Annotated in this window: 14 protein-coding genes; all 14 read left to right on the top strand. The window is 68.1% G+C overall.

What is annotated here, in order from left to right:
• Positions 1–20 precede the first annotated feature (20 nt).
• The 14 genes from alr (at position 21) to KRX55_RS03250 (ending at position 15,255) form a co-directional block, all read left to right on the top strand.
• Positions 21–1,133, top strand: coding sequence for an alanine racemase (gene alr / locus KRX55_RS03315; protein WP_218406407.1), 1,113 nt, complete (start codon positions 21–23; stop codon positions 1,131–1,133).
• A 37-nt stretch (positions 1,134–1,170) separates the two neighbouring features.
• On the top strand, positions 1,171–1,665 hold the full coding sequence (gene tsaE / locus KRX55_RS03310; protein WP_218406406.1) for a tRNA (adenosine(37)-N6)-threonylcarbamoyltransferase complex ATPase subunit type 1 TsaE: 495 nt from the start codon (positions 1,171–1,173) through the stop codon (positions 1,663–1,665).
• 112 nt (positions 1,666–1,777) lie between these two features.
• Positions 1,778–2,638 (top strand): hypothetical protein, encoded by an 861-nt coding sequence (locus KRX55_RS03305; RefSeq protein ID WP_218406405.1) that lies wholly within the window; start codon positions 1,778–1,780, stop codon positions 2,636–2,638.
• A gap of 201 nt (positions 2,639–2,839) precedes the next feature.
• Complete coding sequence (gene tsaB, locus KRX55_RS03300; RefSeq protein ID WP_218406404.1) at positions 2,840–3,574, top strand: tRNA (adenosine(37)-N6)-threonylcarbamoyltransferase complex dimerization subunit type 1 TsaB; 735 nt, start codon at positions 2,840–2,842, stop codon at positions 3,572–3,574.
• Entirely contained in the window at positions 3,574–4,113 is a 540-nt protein-coding gene (locus KRX55_RS03295) for a GNAT family N-acetyltransferase (protein WP_218406403.1), read from the top strand. Before tsaB ends, KRX55_RS03295 begins: the two co-directional genes overlap by 1 nt.
• A 77-nt stretch (positions 4,114–4,190) precedes the next feature.
• Positions 4,191–5,225 (top strand): tRNA (adenosine(37)-N6)-threonylcarbamoyltransferase complex transferase subunit TsaD, encoded by a 1,035-nt coding sequence (gene tsaD, locus KRX55_RS03290; protein ID WP_218406503.1) that lies wholly within the window; start codon positions 4,191–4,193, stop codon positions 5,223–5,225.
• Between the two features lie 138 nt (positions 5,226–5,363).
• Complete coding sequence (locus KRX55_RS03285) at positions 5,364–5,807, top strand: hypothetical protein (protein WP_218406402.1); 444 nt, start codon at positions 5,364–5,366, stop codon at positions 5,805–5,807.
• A 73-nt stretch (positions 5,808–5,880) separates the two neighbouring features.
• A complete protein-coding gene (locus tag KRX55_RS03280) occupies positions 5,881–7,431 on the top strand; it encodes a PKD domain-containing protein (RefSeq protein WP_218406401.1) in 1,551 nt (516 codons plus the stop codon).
• A gap of 174 nt (positions 7,432–7,605) precedes the next feature.
• Positions 7,606–7,905, top strand: coding sequence for a co-chaperone GroES (groES, locus tag KRX55_RS03275; protein ID WP_200260508.1), 300 nt, complete (start codon positions 7,606–7,608; stop codon positions 7,903–7,905).
• A gap of 12 nt (positions 7,906–7,917) precedes the next feature.
• On the top strand, positions 7,918–9,531 hold the full coding sequence (gene groL / locus KRX55_RS03270; protein WP_218406400.1) for a chaperonin GroEL: 1,614 nt from the start codon (positions 7,918–7,920) through the stop codon (positions 9,529–9,531).
• Between the two features lie 152 nt (positions 9,532–9,683).
• Positions 9,684–11,513, top strand: a complete 1,830-nt coding sequence (locus tag KRX55_RS03265) for an HSP90 family protein (protein ID WP_218406399.1) — start codon at positions 9,684–9,686, stop codon at positions 11,511–11,513.
• Between the two features lie 32 nt (positions 11,514–11,545).
• Entirely contained in the window at positions 11,546–14,224 is a 2,679-nt protein-coding gene (locus tag KRX55_RS03260) for a hypothetical protein (protein WP_218406398.1), read from the top strand.
• A 120-nt stretch (positions 14,225–14,344) separates the two neighbouring features.
• Positions 14,345–14,785, top strand: coding sequence for a YbjN domain-containing protein (locus KRX55_RS03255; protein ID WP_218406397.1), 441 nt, complete (start codon positions 14,345–14,347; stop codon positions 14,783–14,785).
• A complete protein-coding gene (locus KRX55_RS03250) occupies positions 14,785–15,255 on the top strand; it encodes a YbjN domain-containing protein (RefSeq protein ID WP_218406396.1) in 471 nt (156 codons plus the stop codon). The genes KRX55_RS03255 and KRX55_RS03250 overlap by 1 nt, the downstream gene beginning before the upstream one ends.
• The last annotated feature ends 29 nt before the right edge of the window (positions 15,256–15,284 follow it).

Here is a 15,284-nt window from a genome sequence, read left to right as displayed (position 1 = left end):
GCGTGGCACAATGGACCACCATGGAACTGCTCACCGCCCGCATCGATCTGGCCGCCATCGCGCACAACACCCGGCTGATCAAGCGACGTGCCGGTGACTCGCAGCTGATGGCCGTCGTCAAGGCGGACGGCTACAACCACGGTGCCCCGCGCGTCGCAGCGGTGATGGCCGACAACGGCGCCGACCAGTTCGGGGTCGCGACCCTCACCGAGGCCCATGCACTGAGGGCCGGCGGGATCACCGCCCCGGTGCTGTCGTGGATCTGGACACCGGGGCAGGACATCGCCGCCGCGATCCGCGACAACATCGACCTCGGGGTGAGCTCCCCGGAACACGCACACGCGGTCATCGACGCCGCGAGATCCCTCGGGACCACTGCTCGGGTCACCGTCAAAGCCGACACCGGTCTCCACCGTTCCGGGGTGCCGGCCTGCGACTGGGGCCCGGTGTTCGGCATGCTGGCCGACGCCTCCGACGCCGTCGAGGTCACCGGTGTGTTCTCCCATCTGGCGTGCGCCGACGAACCCGCCAACCCGGAGAATGACGCCCAGGCCGCCAGGCTCCGCGACGCTGTCCGTGCCGCGAGGGACGCCGGCCTCAACCCGACCGTCAACCACCTGTCGAACTCACCCGCCGTGCTCACCGGAGGTGACCTCGGATTCGACATGGTCCGGCCCGGGCTCGCCCTCTACGGACTCGACCCCGTCGCCGGCGGGGACAGCGCTCTCCGGCCCGCGATGACACTCGCCGCGACCGTCACCGTCGTCAAACCCGTCGCCGCAGGGGAGGGCGTCTCCTACGGGCACACCTGGCGCGCCGGGCACGAGGGCACGCTCGCCGTCGTGTCCATGGGCTACGCCGACGGCCTGGCCCGTGCGCTCGCCGGGAAGATCGGGGTCACCATCGACGGTCACCGCTACCCGCAGGTCGGCGTCGTGTGCATGGACCAGATAGTCATCGACCTCGGGTCGAATCCGTGTGGGGTGAACCCGGGTGATGAGGCGTTGATCTTCGGGCCCGGTACCTCGGGCGAGATGACGACCTACGAGGTCGCCGACGCGCTGGAGACCATCCCCTACGAGATCATCTGCCGCCCGCACGGGCGCGTGGTCCGCGGGTACGTGGGGCGGTGACCGTGTCCGTCAGGCAACACACAGTGGGAGAACACCGATGAAGTCCACGTTCCCGACCTCCGGAACCACGCGGCTGGAGACCGCCGCCGACACCCGCGCGTTCGCGGCGGAACTCGGCGCAGCACTCGAAGCGGGGGACGTGGTGATTCTCGACGGTCCGCTCGGCGCGGGCAAGACGACCTTCACCCAGGGCCTGGCGGAGGGGATGAGGGTGAAGGGCCGGGTCACGTCCCCGACGTTCGTCATCGCCCGCGTGCACCGCTCCCTCACCGGAGGTCCCGACCTCATCCACGTCGACGCCTACCGGTTGTTCGGGGAGGACCCCGACGCCGAGGTCGGTGCCCTCGGGGCTCTCGACTCACTCGACCTGGACACCGAACTCGACGACGCCGTCATCGTCGCCGAATGGGGCGGGGGGCTGGTGGAACAACTAGCCGACACCTGGCTCGAGGTCACCTTCGACCGGGAGACCGCGGTGCGGGAGGACCCGGAGTCGGAGGCGCGGATCCTCAGTTGGCGGTTGCGGAGATAGGTCCCCGCCCCGTGAACGTGACGGGGAGGACGCCTGAAAGCAGGCGTAGGTTCGTGGGAGAATGACGCGAACCCCGTGGCCGGGCGCCCGGACGACACACTGAGGAGCAACCGTGAGTGTTGTGCATGATCTGCCGACCCCTTCATTCCTGATCCCGGTCATCGGGGGCGTGGCCGCATTCGACCCGGTGACCCTGGGTACCGCCGCCCGGGGACTCTCTGAAAAAGGTCTGCACGTCCACCTTCCGGTGGAACTGGACCGTGGGATTCCCGCTGATCTCGCCGCGCTCGCGGTGATCACCTTCAGCCCTCCGGACGGCTTTCCGGTGTCGGTGACCGCGACCATCGACACGGGGAGGCTGGCATGGGATCTGTCTGAACCCGCTGAACCCCGGGATTTCACCGATTACCGGGATGCGGAGCGTTACGGCGTGGCAATCGGGGAGCACAGCGTCGTCGACGTGGACGGGACCCCGGTGGTCAGCGTGCACATGCGGCTGCCCTCGGGTACCTCGGTGAACGTCTGGTTCGCGGAATGTCCCGCGGAAACGGAGAACATCGACGCCTTCGGTCTGCTGCATCGTGTCGATCACCTGGTGTCCGGGTACTCCCGGGGTGAGGGGAAGATGTTCGACAGGGTCGTCGTTCCGGCGCTGGACTTCACCTACGCGACGGAAGCCGGCGGTGCCCGTGTCGAGGAATGGGAAGAAACGACCGTGTTGCAGCGCTTCGCGGCCGCACTGAATGAGGATGGGGCACGTGTCATAGCGGAGACGACAATGTGCACCGGAGCTCCCCCGAACATTGATCAGCTCCCGTCCGAGTACGTCTTCGGAGCAAGGGGACCGATCCTCACGTGGTTCACGCAACCGGGCAACCCCATGCCCTTCTCCATCATCTGGAGCAGTTCAGACGGCTGGTCGGATCCCGACGGGGAGATCGATCTCGACCAGGTGGAACTCCCTGTGCCCTGAGTTGTCCGTGCGGCGACAGTCCAGGTTTCGGAGCATGCTCACCTGAGAACCACCGGGCGAAACTGGTCGATGGTGGGGGTGTCATCGGTACTCATGTTGTGGTCCTTCTCCTCACGGCATAATCCGGTGCTGCTGATGCTGAGGTCAACAGTCTTCCCCGGCACCTCCGGCCGGCACCGGCCATCCACTACAGTGTCCCACGTGCACATCCTCGTCATCGACACGTCCACACCGACCATCGTCACCGGTATCGTCACGGCCTCCGATGGGCCGGTCGACGGAAGCACCACTCCGACTGTCCGCTCCGTCGCCGAGCGCATCCTCCCGGACTGCCGCCAGCACGGTGAACGCCTGACGCCGTCGATCCTGGAGTGTCTCGATGAGGCGGACCTGAAGCCGGTGGATCTCGACGCGGTGGTCGTCGGATGCGGGCCCGGGCCGTTCACCGGACTGCGGGTGGGGATGGCGACCGCCACCGCCTTCGGGGAGGCGCTCGGTATCCCGGTGCACGGTGTGTGCTCGTTGGATTCCATCGCGATCCGGCTCGCGGAAAAGAACCCCGTACAATCCCGGATTCTTATCGCGACCGATGCGCGACGGCGGGAGGTCTACTGGGCCAGCTACGAACGCACGGACACCGGTGCGGTACCGGTCCGCGTCGGGGGGCCGGCGGTGAACAAACCCGCCGACGTCGCTGAACTCGTCGGTGTCGTCGGTTCGCTCAGCGTCCCGGAAGGTCTGGCGGAGAAGCTCCGGGTCGACACGCTCGCCGAGGTGCCGGCGTTGGACCTCTCGCCGTCGCCGGTGTCGCTCGTCCGTGCGGCCGATCTGGCCCGTGAACCGGAGCCCATCGTCCCGCTCTACCTGCGGCGCCCGGACGCGGTGCCGCCGAAGCCGAAACCGATCAGTCCGGCAGTACCGGACGTGGAACTGTGATGGGGTCCGTCGTCATCCGGCGTCTCGCACCGGTCGACGTGCAGCGGTGCGCCGAGCTTGAGCGGATCCTCTTTCCCGGGGATGATCCGTGGAGTGCCGCGGCGTTCCGTTCGGAGATGGCAAACCCTTTCTGCCTCTGCCTCGCGGCGGTGGAGACCGGGGACGCGGATCAGTCCCGTGGTCCGGGTGCCGGGTTCGAGGAAACAGGCGGCCTCGTGGGCTACGCGATCCTCGCCATGGCCGGTCCTCCTGATGACCCCGAGTTCGAGGTGCACACCATCGGCGTGGACCCCGCACACCAGCGTCGCGGTATCGGCCGTCAGCTGCTGGAGGCCATGCTCGCCGCCGCCGATGAACGCTCCGGCCCGGTGTTCCTGGAGGTGCGGTGCGACAATGAACCGGCCATCACCCTGTACGAGCGGTACGGTTTCGTCCGTCTGGGTGTGCGCCGCAACTACTATCAGCCGTCGGGTGCGGACGCGTACACCATGCGTCGCGATCCCGCATCAGCGCGGACGGCCACCGGAGACAACCTGTGAGGAAACGACCCGTGAACACGTCGACCATCCCGGAACCGGCACAGAACGGTGACGACACGATCCGCCGCACCATCGTCATGGGCGTCGAGAGTTCCTGCGACGAGACGGGTGTCGGCATCGTGCGCATCACCCACGGTCCCGGGGTGACACCCGAACTGGAGATCCTCGCGGACGTCGTCGCCTCCTCGATGGATCAGCACGCCCGTTTCGGCGGTGTCGTGCCCGAGATCGCGTCGCGTGCGCACCTGGAGTCGATCGGCCCGGTCACCCGGGAGGCTCTCCGGCAGGCGGGTATCGACCGTCCGGATGCCGTGGCGTGCACCATCGGCCCCGGGCTCGCCGGTGCGCTGCTCGTCGGGGCGAGCGCGGCGAAGGCCTTCGCGGCGGCGTGGGGGGTGCCGTTCTACGCGGTCAACCACCTCGGCGGGCATGTCGCGGTGGCGACGCTCGACGGCCGGGACCTGCCGCACTCGGTGGCGCTCCTGGTCTCCGGCGGTCACACGCAGCTGCTCGAGGTCGACGGTGTAGGGCTGCCTATGCGGGAGCTGGGGTCCACCCTGGACGACGCCGCGGGTGAGGCCTACGACAAGGTCGCGCGTCTGCTCCGGCTCGGATATCCGGGTGGCCCGGTCATCGACCGTCTGGCGAAACGGGGGAACCCCAGGGCGGTGGACTTCCCGCGGGGCATGATGCGCCGCGATGATTCCCGCCACGACTTCTCCTTCTCCGGGTTGAAGACGGCGGTGGCCCGCCACGTCGAGGCCGCCGAGCGCGAGGGGCGGGTCATCGACGTGTCGGACGTGTGTGCGTCCTTCCAGGAGGCCGTGGTCGACGTCCTCACCCGGAAGGCGGTCCGCGCGTGCGGGGACGTCGGAGCGAAGGTGCTGCTCCTCGGTGGGGGAGTGGCCGCGAACTCCCGGCTGCGGGAACTGGCGGAGGAACGCTGCGGTGCCGCCGGCGTCGAGCTCCGGGTCCCGGAACTCAGACTCTGCACGGACAACGGGGTGATGATCGCCGCACTCGCCGCCCACCGGATCGCGGCGGGCGCCGGACCGAGTGATCTGGTGGCCGGAACGGATCCCGGGCTCGACGTCGAGATCCCCCAGGTATAACCCCGGCAAACAACCGGGTACGCACCGGTGAATTGTCGGGGAAGATGCCCCGACATCGCGTTCCGGGTGTGCCGGACGGGATACCGTTGCTTCGTTGAACACCGCCCGTCCCGACGAAACCCCTGGAGTATCCTCCGCATGAGCATCGGTTACCTGGTCTACCCCGATCTGACCAGCCACACCCTCACCTTCGAGATCGAGGAGGCCGCGCGCTTCCTCGGCGCCCTGGAGAACGACCGCGTCCACGTCGCCTTCCAGGACGACGGAGAGACCCTGGCGGCCCTGTACTCGGCGGGTGCGAAAGCGAGTGGTGCCGAGCCGAACCCGGTGGCGTCGATGGCCCGGAACAAGGCCGCCACGGGCAACGCGAATTTCCTCACCGATCCGACGTCCGCCATCTGCGGCCCGGTGATCTTCATCGGCGCGGACGGCGCGGATGTCACCGAGAAGGACATCGCCAAGGTCGACCGTGGTATCCAGGCGGTGCGCAACTACCGGGATGACGAGCCCGACGAGTACTCCCTGTGGCGTGGATCGGTGCTCGCCATCGCGCGCCGGGAGAACGACGCCGACGGCGCGTAGCTTCAGCACGGGTGCTGTCATTCCGGTTAGGATTGTCGGGGAAACGAACGACAGCCGGCCGTCAGGAGTGCCCATGTCCCGCAGCAGGACCATTCGCACACTGCTCGCACTGGTGGTCGCCGGGGCGGCGTCGGTGGGTGGTACCGGGATCGCCGCGGCACAGACCGCCACCTCCCCGAGGGTTCCCCTCTGTCCGGAGCCGGTGGTACTCACCGCCCGGGGATCCGGATCCCAGTTCAGCGGCCGACGGCAGTACCCCGGTGCCGCGGGCCCGTCGACGGGATGGGAGGGTACGGCCATCTCCCGACTGCTGGAACGCGCCGACCTCCACGGATTCTCGGTCCGGGCGTTGGGTCCGGAGGAGTACCCGGCGGTCGAGGCGTGGCGCCTCGGTGAACTGGTGGGCTCCGTCGAACAGGGGCGACGGTCCGCCGTGCGCCGGGTGGCCGACCTGCAGGCGGGCGGCTGTCAGCCTGTGGTCATACCGGTCGGATACTCGCAGGGGGCCATGGTCTTCAACGGCGCCGAGCGGGCACTCTCCGAAGCGGCTCATCTGCCGGGGGTGCTGTACCTGGGAAACCCGCTCCGTGACGGCCGTCCTCCCCGGAACACCGGTAGCGCACCGCCGGTGCCCGGTCGCGCCGTCCCGCCCGTGTGGCCCTGGGAGACCGCACGGTCGCTCAACGCCCCGGGGCAGGAGGGCATCGACTACTGCTACCGGAACGACGTCTTCTGTGATCCGGCGGGGACGTCGGTGGAGACCCACCTCAGCTACTTCACCGGCATCCCCGGCGAGGACGCGGCGGACCGCGCGGTGGCCGACACGTTGTCCGCCTGGACCGCCGGGGCAAGGGCGCGGCTGGATGGTGGGGAGCGCGTGGCGGTCACCCGCCCCGTCGACGAGATTCTGCTCATCGACACCGCCGAACCCGCCGTACTCGCTGAGCTGGCGCGTGGGATCCCCCGGATCATGGATGCGGTCACCGGGGCGAATCCGGATTCCCGCGTCGGGGTGGCGGTGGTGCGTGACGGGGTGAATCGGTGGCTGCTCCCATCGACCCGGGACGCTGCCGCCGTCGCGGCGACACTGACCGATCCCGCCGGGCGGCCCGTCGGTGACGTCATCGCTGATCCGGAGCCCGACGGAGCGTCCACGCGGAACATGATCACGGTGGCCGGCACGGAGGTGCGCGTAGGACGGGAGACCGTCGGTCGTGCCGCGGCCGGTACTGCGGATGCGGTACTCACGGTGGTCTCCGATCATGCGACGGCGCCGAATGCGGTCCTCGACGCGCCGGGCATCTGGTTCGCGGGCCAGCCCGCGGGGGTGACGGGGATGCTGTCCAGGGTGTTCGCCGACGGACCCGTGCACCAGCGGCTGGATTTCGGGGACGGCACGGTCGTGGATTCCGCGGGCGGGAATTATGTGGAGCACGTGTGGCGGAATCCGGGAACCTACCTGCTGACGTTGACGGTGACCGACTCCCGGGGCCGTACCGGGGTGGACCGACGGTGGGTGCGGGTCTATTCCGGTGACGTCGCGGCAGAGTTGGACGCGGCGTTGCGGGCGATGCCCGCCCGGTCGGGGAGCACCGGAGTGGAGGCGTGGGGGAGTACCGGATGATGCGGCGCGGCCGTTGTCGGGTGGCACCCCGCACGGTTGAGTGCTGGCACTCGCGAGGGTAGAGTGCCAGTAGGTTGTTTGACACACAGTTGTTCACCCGCGACGACGGCTGTGCTGGGCAAGCTCAACCGGCACAATCACATTCAACTTCCCGAGCACATGGAGGAATTCATCGTGGCGAACGTCAACATCAAGCCCCTCGAGGACAAGATCCTCGTCCAGATCAACGAAGCTGAGACCACCACCGCATCCGGCCTGGTCATCCCGGACTCCGCCAAGGAGAAGCCGCAGGAGGCCACCGTCGTGGCCGTCGGCCCGGGCCGTTTCGACGAAAAGGGCGACCGCATCCCGCTGGACATCAACGAGGGTGACACCGTCATCTTCTCCAAGTACGGCGGCACCGAGATCAAGTACGCGGGCGAGGAGTACCTCATTCTCTCCGCCCGTGACATTCTCGCCGTCGTGACCAAGTAAGAGGGTTTTTCCATGGCTAAACTGATCGCATTCAACGAGGAGGCCCGGAAGGGCATCCAGGCCGGCGTGGACACCCTGGCCGACGCGGTCAAGGTCACCCTCGGCCCGCGCGGCCGCAACGTCGTGCTGGACAAGCCCTTCGGTGGCCCGACCGTGACCAATGACGGTGTGACCATCGCCCGCGAGATCGACGTCGAGGAGCCCTTCGAGAACCTCGGCGTCCAGCTGGTGAAGTCCGTCGCAGTGAAGACGAACGACATCGCCGGTGACGGCACCACCACCGCGACACTGCTCGCCCAGGCGCTCATCAACGAGGGCCTGCGCAACGTCGCCGCGGGTGCCAATCCCATCGAGCTGAACCGCGGTATCGCCGCCGGTTCCGAGCGCACGGTCGAACTGCTGCTGGAACGCGCCAACGAGGTCGCCTCCGCATCGGACATCGCCAACGTCGCCACCGTCAGCTCCCGCGATCCGGAGGTCGGCGAGATGGTCGCCGGCGCGATGGAGAAGGTCGGCAAGGACGGTGTCGTCACCGTCGAGGAATCCCAGACGATGGACACCACCCTCGACATCACCGAGGGCATCTCCTTCGAGAAGGGGTTCCTGTCCCCGTACTTCATCACCGACATCGACGCGCAGCAGGCGATCCTCGAAGACGCGCTGGTCCTCCTGGTGCGCAACAAGATCTCCTCCCTGCCCGACTTCCTTCCCCTGCTGGAGAAGATCGTCGATTCCGGCAAGCAGGTCCTCATCGTCGCCGAGGACATCGAGGGTGAACCGCTGCAGATGCTGGTGGTCAACTCGATCCGCAAGACGCTGAAGATCGTCGCCGTGAAGTCCCCGTACTTCGGTGACCGTCGCAAGGCGTTCATGGATGATCTCGCCGTCGTCACCGACGCGACGATCGTCGATCCGGAGGTCGGCATCAACCTCTCCGAGATCGACCTCGACGCACTCGGCTCCGCACGCCGCATCACCGTCACCAAGGACTCGACCGTCATCGTCGACGGCGCGGGCAGCGCGGAGGCGGTCGAGAACCGTCGCGGCCAGATCCGCCGCGAGATCGAGTCCACGGATTCCTCCTGGGACCGGGAGAAGGCCCAGGAGCGCCTGGCCAAGCTGTCCGGCGGCATCGCCGTCATCAAGGTCGGCGCCGCCACCGAGACCGAGGTCAGCGAGCGCAAGCTCCGCGTCGAGGACGCCATCAACGCAGCCCGCGCGGCCGCGCAGGAGGGTGTCATCGCCGGTGGCGGTTCCGCACTCGTGCAGATCGCCCGCGAGCTCAGGACCTACGCCGAGGACTTCGAGGGTGACGCCAAGGTGGGCGTCCTCGCCCTGTCCCGGGCACTGGTCAAGCCCGCTTTCTGGATCGCCGAGAACGCAGGCGTCGACGGTTCCGTGGTCGTCGCCAAGACCGCCGAGCTGCCGAACGGTGAAGGCTTCAACGCCGCCACCCTCGAGTACGGCAACCTCATCGACGCGGGCATCATCGACCCCGTGAAGGTCACCCACTCCGCGGTGGTCAACGCCACCTCCGTCGCCCGCATGGTGCTCACCACCGAGGCGTCGATCGTGGAGAAGCCCGCCGAGGAAGAGGATTCCCCGGCAGGCGGCCACCATCACTAGGCCGAACGCCTGACACCGGCCCGGACCCGGCCCCACCACACCGAACGCGAGACTCACGGTGAAATGTGGGGCCGGGTCCGCTGTATTCCACGGGGAAACCGTATTCTTGGTGCAGCCCACAGAGACCGTCCGAGAAAGGCATCGAACGATCCATGACCCAGCCCGACGGCGCACGCGCTGAGAGCCACAACTTCCAGGTCGATCTCGGCGGGATCGTCGAGATCCTCAGCCGGAACCTCTACTCAGGCCCCCAGGTCTTCGTCCGGGAGCTCCTGCAGAACGGCGTCGACGCGATCACCGCGCACCGTGCGATCGACCCGGGCTGCCCCGCCGAGATCCGGGTCGTCACCGACGGCACCAGGATCACCGTCACCGACACCGGCATCGGCCTGACCCCGCAGCAGGCCGAGGGGCTGCTCGCCACCATCGGGGCGTCGTCGAAACGTGACGAGTGGGGGATGTCCCGCAGCGACTTCATCGGGCAGTTCGGTATCGGTCTGCTGTCCTGCTTCATGGTCTCCCCGCGGATCACCGTCCACAGTCGCTCCGCCATGACCCCCGGACAACCGGTGTGCTGGCGTGGCTCCAACGACGGAACCTGGTCCGCGACCGTGGTCACCGACGATGATCTGCCCCCGGAACTCACCGGTCCGGGCACCACCGTGACCCTCGAGGTGATGCCGGGGGAGCGGCACGCCGAACACGAGGTGCTGCGCCGCCGGATCCTGTCCTACGGCAGTCACCTCCCGGTGACGGTGAACCTCGCCCGGAAGGGAGCCGAACCGGAGTGCCTAAGCGAGACAGTCGCGCCCTGGGAGATGGACCGGGAAGCTGCGGCCCGCTGGTGTGACGAGGAGTTCGGCTTCACCCCCTTCGACCAGGTTCCACTCGATGTTCCCGTCGCCGGTCTCCGCGGGATCGCGTTCGTGTCGGCGCGCGCGGGGCATCCCGGCCAGGAACAGCACCACCGCGTGTATCTGCGCCGGATGCTGTTGTCCGGGCGCGCCTACGACGTCGTGCCGGAGTGGGCGTACTTCGTCCGTGTCGTCGCTGACGCGGAGCACCTCAAACCGACGGCCTCCCGCGAGGGCCTGTTCGACGACGAACTGCTGGAGGAGACCCGACAGGGAATCGGTGCCGCGATCCGGGACTGGATGAACAACCTCGCAGAGCGGGAGCCCGTCCGGTTCCGGGAGTTCCTCGCCCTCCACCTCACCGGGCTGAAGGCCCTGGCCGTGACCGACGCGGAGACCCGCGCGCTGGTGGCCTCCAGCGTCCCGTTCTCAACCTCGCTGGGGATGCTCACCCTCGACGAGATCCTCGGGAAACACGGGCGGATCGCCTACGCGACGACCGACGACCGGTTCCGCGCCCTGAGCCCCGTGGCCGAGGCCAACGGTCTGTGCATCGTGAATGCCGGTTTCTCCTACGACGAGGAGCTCATCGGTCAGATCAGACTCGACCGGCCGGAAGCGGACATCGCCGAACTCGACCCCCGGGACGTCCTCGGTGTCCTCGAGAAGGTCGACCTGGGTACCGAGGCGGCACTGATCCCCCTCGTGGACGCCGCCGAACGCGCCCTCGAGGGACAGAAGCTGAACATCGTCGTGCGGAAGTTTCTGCCCGCCACGATGGCGGTGCTGTTCCTGCCCAACCCGGACGCCGCGGGCCGGGCGCTGGAGGAGAGGCAGCGGCGCGACGAGGGTCTGTTCGCCGGGCTGGTCGATCTCATGCACCCCGAGAAGGCCGACGACCACGCACCCCAGCTGATCCTGAATGCCAACGCCGGCATCATCCACCAGCTCACCGGGGCCGCCGCCGGAGGCGGTAGCCCGGTGGTCGTGGAGTCGGCGATCCGGGGCTTCTACGTCCAGGCCCTGCTCAGCGGCAGACACCGTATGGACGCCCAGGTGAGAGCCTGGTCCTCCAATCTCTTCACCGCCCTGATCAGCGCGTCACTCGAAGATCGCGGCCACGCATGAACAACCACCACCCGGACGACCAGGAGCACCCCATGACCGACCCCGACAACCAGCACGACGAACTCCGACTCCTCATGCACCGTGCCGACAGCACACCGTGGGGGAGCACCTGCAGTGAACTCTGGGCGGAGGCCGCCCAGCTCGCCGTCGACACCGACCGGTTGGAGGAGGCACTGATCTGCCACGCGGAGCTCTGCACGGCCTACTGCATGGACGGACGGAACTACCGCTGCATCGCGCCCTTCTCCTACGTCGAGGAGATGCGTTCACGCCGTCCCGACCTGTTCGGCCCCGGCCTGCACCACAAGCACGCCTGGAACCTCAAGTACGTGCTCTCCGCGGTGGCCAACAACCCCGATGTACCTGTCGCGCAGTACCGCTCGCTGCTCGATCTGATGACCGACTACTACCGGGAGCTGGGGGATCCGGGACGTGCCGTGGCGATGCGCCGCCTGGGATTCCTCCGGAACACCGGTGGGGACGGAGTCGAGGACACCTACGCCGAGTGGCTGAATCTCCCCGACTCCGAGCTCGCCGACTGCGCCGGCTGCAGCCCCGAACAGCGCGTCGAGTATCACGCCAGCCGCGGCGAGTGGGAGATCGCCCGGGAGATCGGCGAGGCGGCGCTCCCCGACATGGAGAACAGCTGTTCGTCGCAACCCGAGGGCCTGCTCACCGAGATGCTCGAACCCTGGTTGCGGACGGGGCAGGACGCCAGGGCGTGGTCCGCCCACGTCCGCGGATACCGCCGCTACCGCCGCGACCCGGCTGATCTCGCCCAGCACGCGGACCACATCCGCTACCTCGCACTGTCGGGCGCCGCAGGCAGACCGGAACGGCTCGAGCGGGCCGAGGCCATCCTCATCCGTCACCTGCCCTGGTGGGAACGCGCCGAGGACCACCGGGACCTGCTGAATCTCGCGGCCGCCGCGGTCGTGCTCCTCGACCGGATCCCCGGTGCCACGGACCGCACGCTCGATGTCACTCTGCCCGGCGAGAATCTGCCGTGGGTGACCGGTATCGAGACACTGGCCCACCCGACCCTCGCCGAGGCGCGCGCCTGGTTCCTGGACCTCGCCACGACGATCGCCGAACAGTTCGACGCCCGTCCGGGCATGGAGCACGCGGTACACGTCACGTCGCTGCAGCGGCTCATCGACCCGGCACCGGTCACCCCGCTGCCCGAACCGGCGGAGGGCACCGTCGCCGACGTGTCCGGTATGTTCACCCCCGACGAGGCCGACTATCAGGTCATCACCTCCCCCGGGGCATCCACCGGGCAGACCACGGAGACTCCGGATGACGGGGACGATGAGCCACCGGTGGTCCCCATCGACGTCACCGGCTGGTGGCGCGGTGATGATCTCGCGGAGGCACTCGCCGCGAATGCCGCGGTGGGGGACGAGATCGAGACCGTCCACTGGCACCATGCGGTCCACCTCCTGCTCGACCACCCCGGGCTGCGCACCAGCCCGGAGGCCGCCGGGGTACCCGACGAGCTTCGAGGCGCGTGGCAGCGTGCCGTCGGCGACGCGGAGTGGTTCCTCGGGGTAGATCTCGACGCCGAGACCGAGGAACTCCCCGGTACGACCGGAGACCCCGCGTACCGGTTGATCGAGGACGCCGCGGCGGCCCTCCGCTCGGGGCAGGTCATGGAGGCCTGCCAGGCCGCGGACACCGCGATGCGGACCGGGTCTGCTGAACCCGTCGGCGTACGACTGACGGCCCTGCTCTTCCTCGCCCGGGGCGCCCGCGACGCCGGCTACCTCGATGAGGGCATCGACTGCGCCCGGCAGATGCTCAATCTCTGTGCCGCGGCTGAGTTACCCGGTCTGACCTTCATCGCGGCGCAGACACTCGGGGAACTGTTGATCTCCGCGCACCGGTACCACGAGGCCGCGGAAGTCCTCGAGACGGCGCTGATGAAGATCTCCGGGTACCCCGGATCGCGGGCCGAGCTGGATCTCCGTGAGTCGCTGGTCCGGGTGTTCGCCAAGCTCGAGTTCCACGACGAGGCGGGGGAGGAAATGCTCAGGATCGCCGGGCACATGGCCCGGCGGAAGGACCGGGAGCGGGAGCTCGGGGCGTTGCAGCAGGCGGCCGTCGCGTTCGACCATGCCGGGGAATCCCGTCGCGCGGTGTCGACCTGGCACCGGATCATCGAGGTGTCCCGCTCCATGTGGCGGGAGGCGGCCGACCGTCCGGCGTCGGGAGACGGCCCGGACGAGCAGCTGCGGGAGAAGGTGGACAAGTACCGTGAGGCTTATGCGATGTCCCTGTACAAGTGCTGTGCCGCAGCGGTGAATCAGCCCGGATACGTCGGTGACGCCGACATGGCCGTGGTCGATGATCTCCTGGACACGCTGCGCGCACTGGTCAACGATCCGGAGCATCCGGGACCGAAGACCCCGGAGTGGCGGGAGGCGGACTGGCTGGTGGACAAGGCCTACATGAACCTCTACGCGATGCGGTTCCTCGCCGCGGTGGACTACGCCACCGCGGCGGCGGCCGGATTCGGGCGCCTCGGTGAGCCCGTGGACCGGGCACGTGCCCTGATGATGGTGTCGGACGCGCGGTTCTACGGTGACGAGCCGGCGGCCTCCGTGGAGGCCGCCCGTGAGGCGCTCGAGTCCCTGTCCGGGAAGCGGTTCATCGGGAACCCCGTACGGCGTGCCGCCGAACAGCGGATCCGGGAAGTGGGGGACGACTGAATCGATCCCCATATAGCGAGAATAGTCTCATGAAACTACAGTGGGTCGTGTTCTCCAGCACACTCCGGACGGTAAAGCCGCGGCCGGGGACGACCCCAGACATGAAGGGATGCACCGAACATGGCGTTACCCAAGGTCACCCACGCCCGGGTGGAGAGTTTCCTCACCGGTGAGGGACTCAACTTCGGCAGGGACGACGATGACGACATCGTCGTCGGTTTCGACGGTTTCACGTTCTTCATCACCGTTCAGGAGGACCTCCTGCGGGTCGCGGGCTGGTGGCACGCGGAGCTGACGGACGATGATGCGGTCGGCCGGGCACTCGCCGCAGCCAATGCCCTGAACCAGGACCTGGTGGCACCGAAGACGGTCATCGCGGGCGCGCAACCGAGCGTCATCTTCGAGAATGCACTGAAGACGACCTCGGGACGCACGGACGAACAGCTCGGAGCGTTCATCGTCATGTCCTTCCGGACGAGTTTCATGGCGGGGGAACGCCTCGCTGCCGATCTTCCAGACCTCGCACCCGCAGCAGAAGAGTCCCCCGAGGAGGAGAACTGATGGCCTGGTTCAAATCGAAGACGGCCGCCGAGGTCCCCACGCCGGTCACCCCGGAACGCATCGAGGCGGCACTGGCCCGCCAGGAGCTCACGGTCGACCGTGCCGACGACGGAGCCCCACGGTTCTACTGCATCATCAACGGTTTCCCGGTCATCGTCGACGCCTCCTTCCCCTTCGCCGTGGTGTTCAGTGCCTCGACCTTTGAACGACTACCTGTGGAACGGGAGGAGGAGGTCCTCGGCTGGGCGAAGACGGTCAACGCCGGAACCCACTTCGTGACCACCGTGAAGAACGTCGATGACGACGGCATCTACGCGGCGGCCGACGGGATGCTCTTCATCGAGGGTGGACTCACGGAGGGGCAGCTCGACGAGCAGATCGAGCTGATGCTCGTCGGAACCCTGAGTACCATGGGGAACTTCTGCCAGGAGTTCGATCTCGAACCCGGTACCCCGGGGGAGGACAACTGACCCCGCGGTCGACTCCCCCGTCCGATACC

The organism is Corynebacterium sp. TAE3-ERU16, from assembly GCF_019209935.1.
Lineage (GTDB): Bacteria > Actinomycetota > Actinomycetes > Mycobacteriales > Mycobacteriaceae > Corynebacterium > Corynebacterium antarcticum.
Note: the sequence above shows the minus strand (reverse complement) of the source record. Positions and strands in the feature narration are given on the sequence as shown.

Excerpts from the sequence above, each read along its gene's own strand:
- KRX55_RS03265 (WP_218406399.1), top strand. The coding sequence starts at position 9,684 with ATGACCCAGCCCGACGGCGCACGCGCTGAGAGCCACAACTTCCAGGTC.
- alr (WP_218406407.1), top strand. The coding sequence starts at position 21 with ATGGAACTGCTCACCGCCCGCATCGATCTGGCCGCCATCGCGCACAAC.
- groL (WP_218406400.1), top strand. The coding sequence starts at position 7,918 with ATGGCTAAACTGATCGCATTCAACGAGGAGGCCCGGAAGGGCATCCAG.
- KRX55_RS03250 (WP_218406396.1), top strand. The coding sequence starts at position 14,785 with ATGGCCTGGTTCAAATCGAAGACGGCCGCCGAGGTCCCCACGCCGGTC.
- KRX55_RS03255 (WP_218406397.1), top strand. The coding sequence starts at position 14,345 with ATGGCGTTACCCAAGGTCACCCACGCCCGGGTGGAGAGTTTCCTCACC.
- KRX55_RS03260 (WP_218406398.1), top strand. The coding sequence starts at position 11,546 with ATGACCGACCCCGACAACCAGCACGACGAACTCCGACTCCTCATGCAC.
- KRX55_RS03280 (WP_218406401.1), top strand. The coding sequence starts at position 5,881 with ATGTCCCGCAGCAGGACCATTCGCACACTGCTCGCACTGGTGGTCGCC.
- KRX55_RS03285 (WP_218406402.1), top strand. The coding sequence starts at position 5,364 with ATGAGCATCGGTTACCTGGTCTACCCCGATCTGACCAGCCACACCCTC.
- KRX55_RS03295 (WP_218406403.1), top strand. The coding sequence starts at position 3,574 with ATGGGGTCCGTCGTCATCCGGCGTCTCGCACCGGTCGACGTGCAGCGG.
- tsaD (WP_218406503.1), top strand. The coding sequence starts at position 4,191 with ATGGGCGTCGAGAGTTCCTGCGACGAGACGGGTGTCGGCATCGTGCGC.
- tsaE (WP_218406406.1), top strand. The coding sequence starts at position 1,171 with ATGAAGTCCACGTTCCCGACCTCCGGAACCACGCGGCTGGAGACCGCC.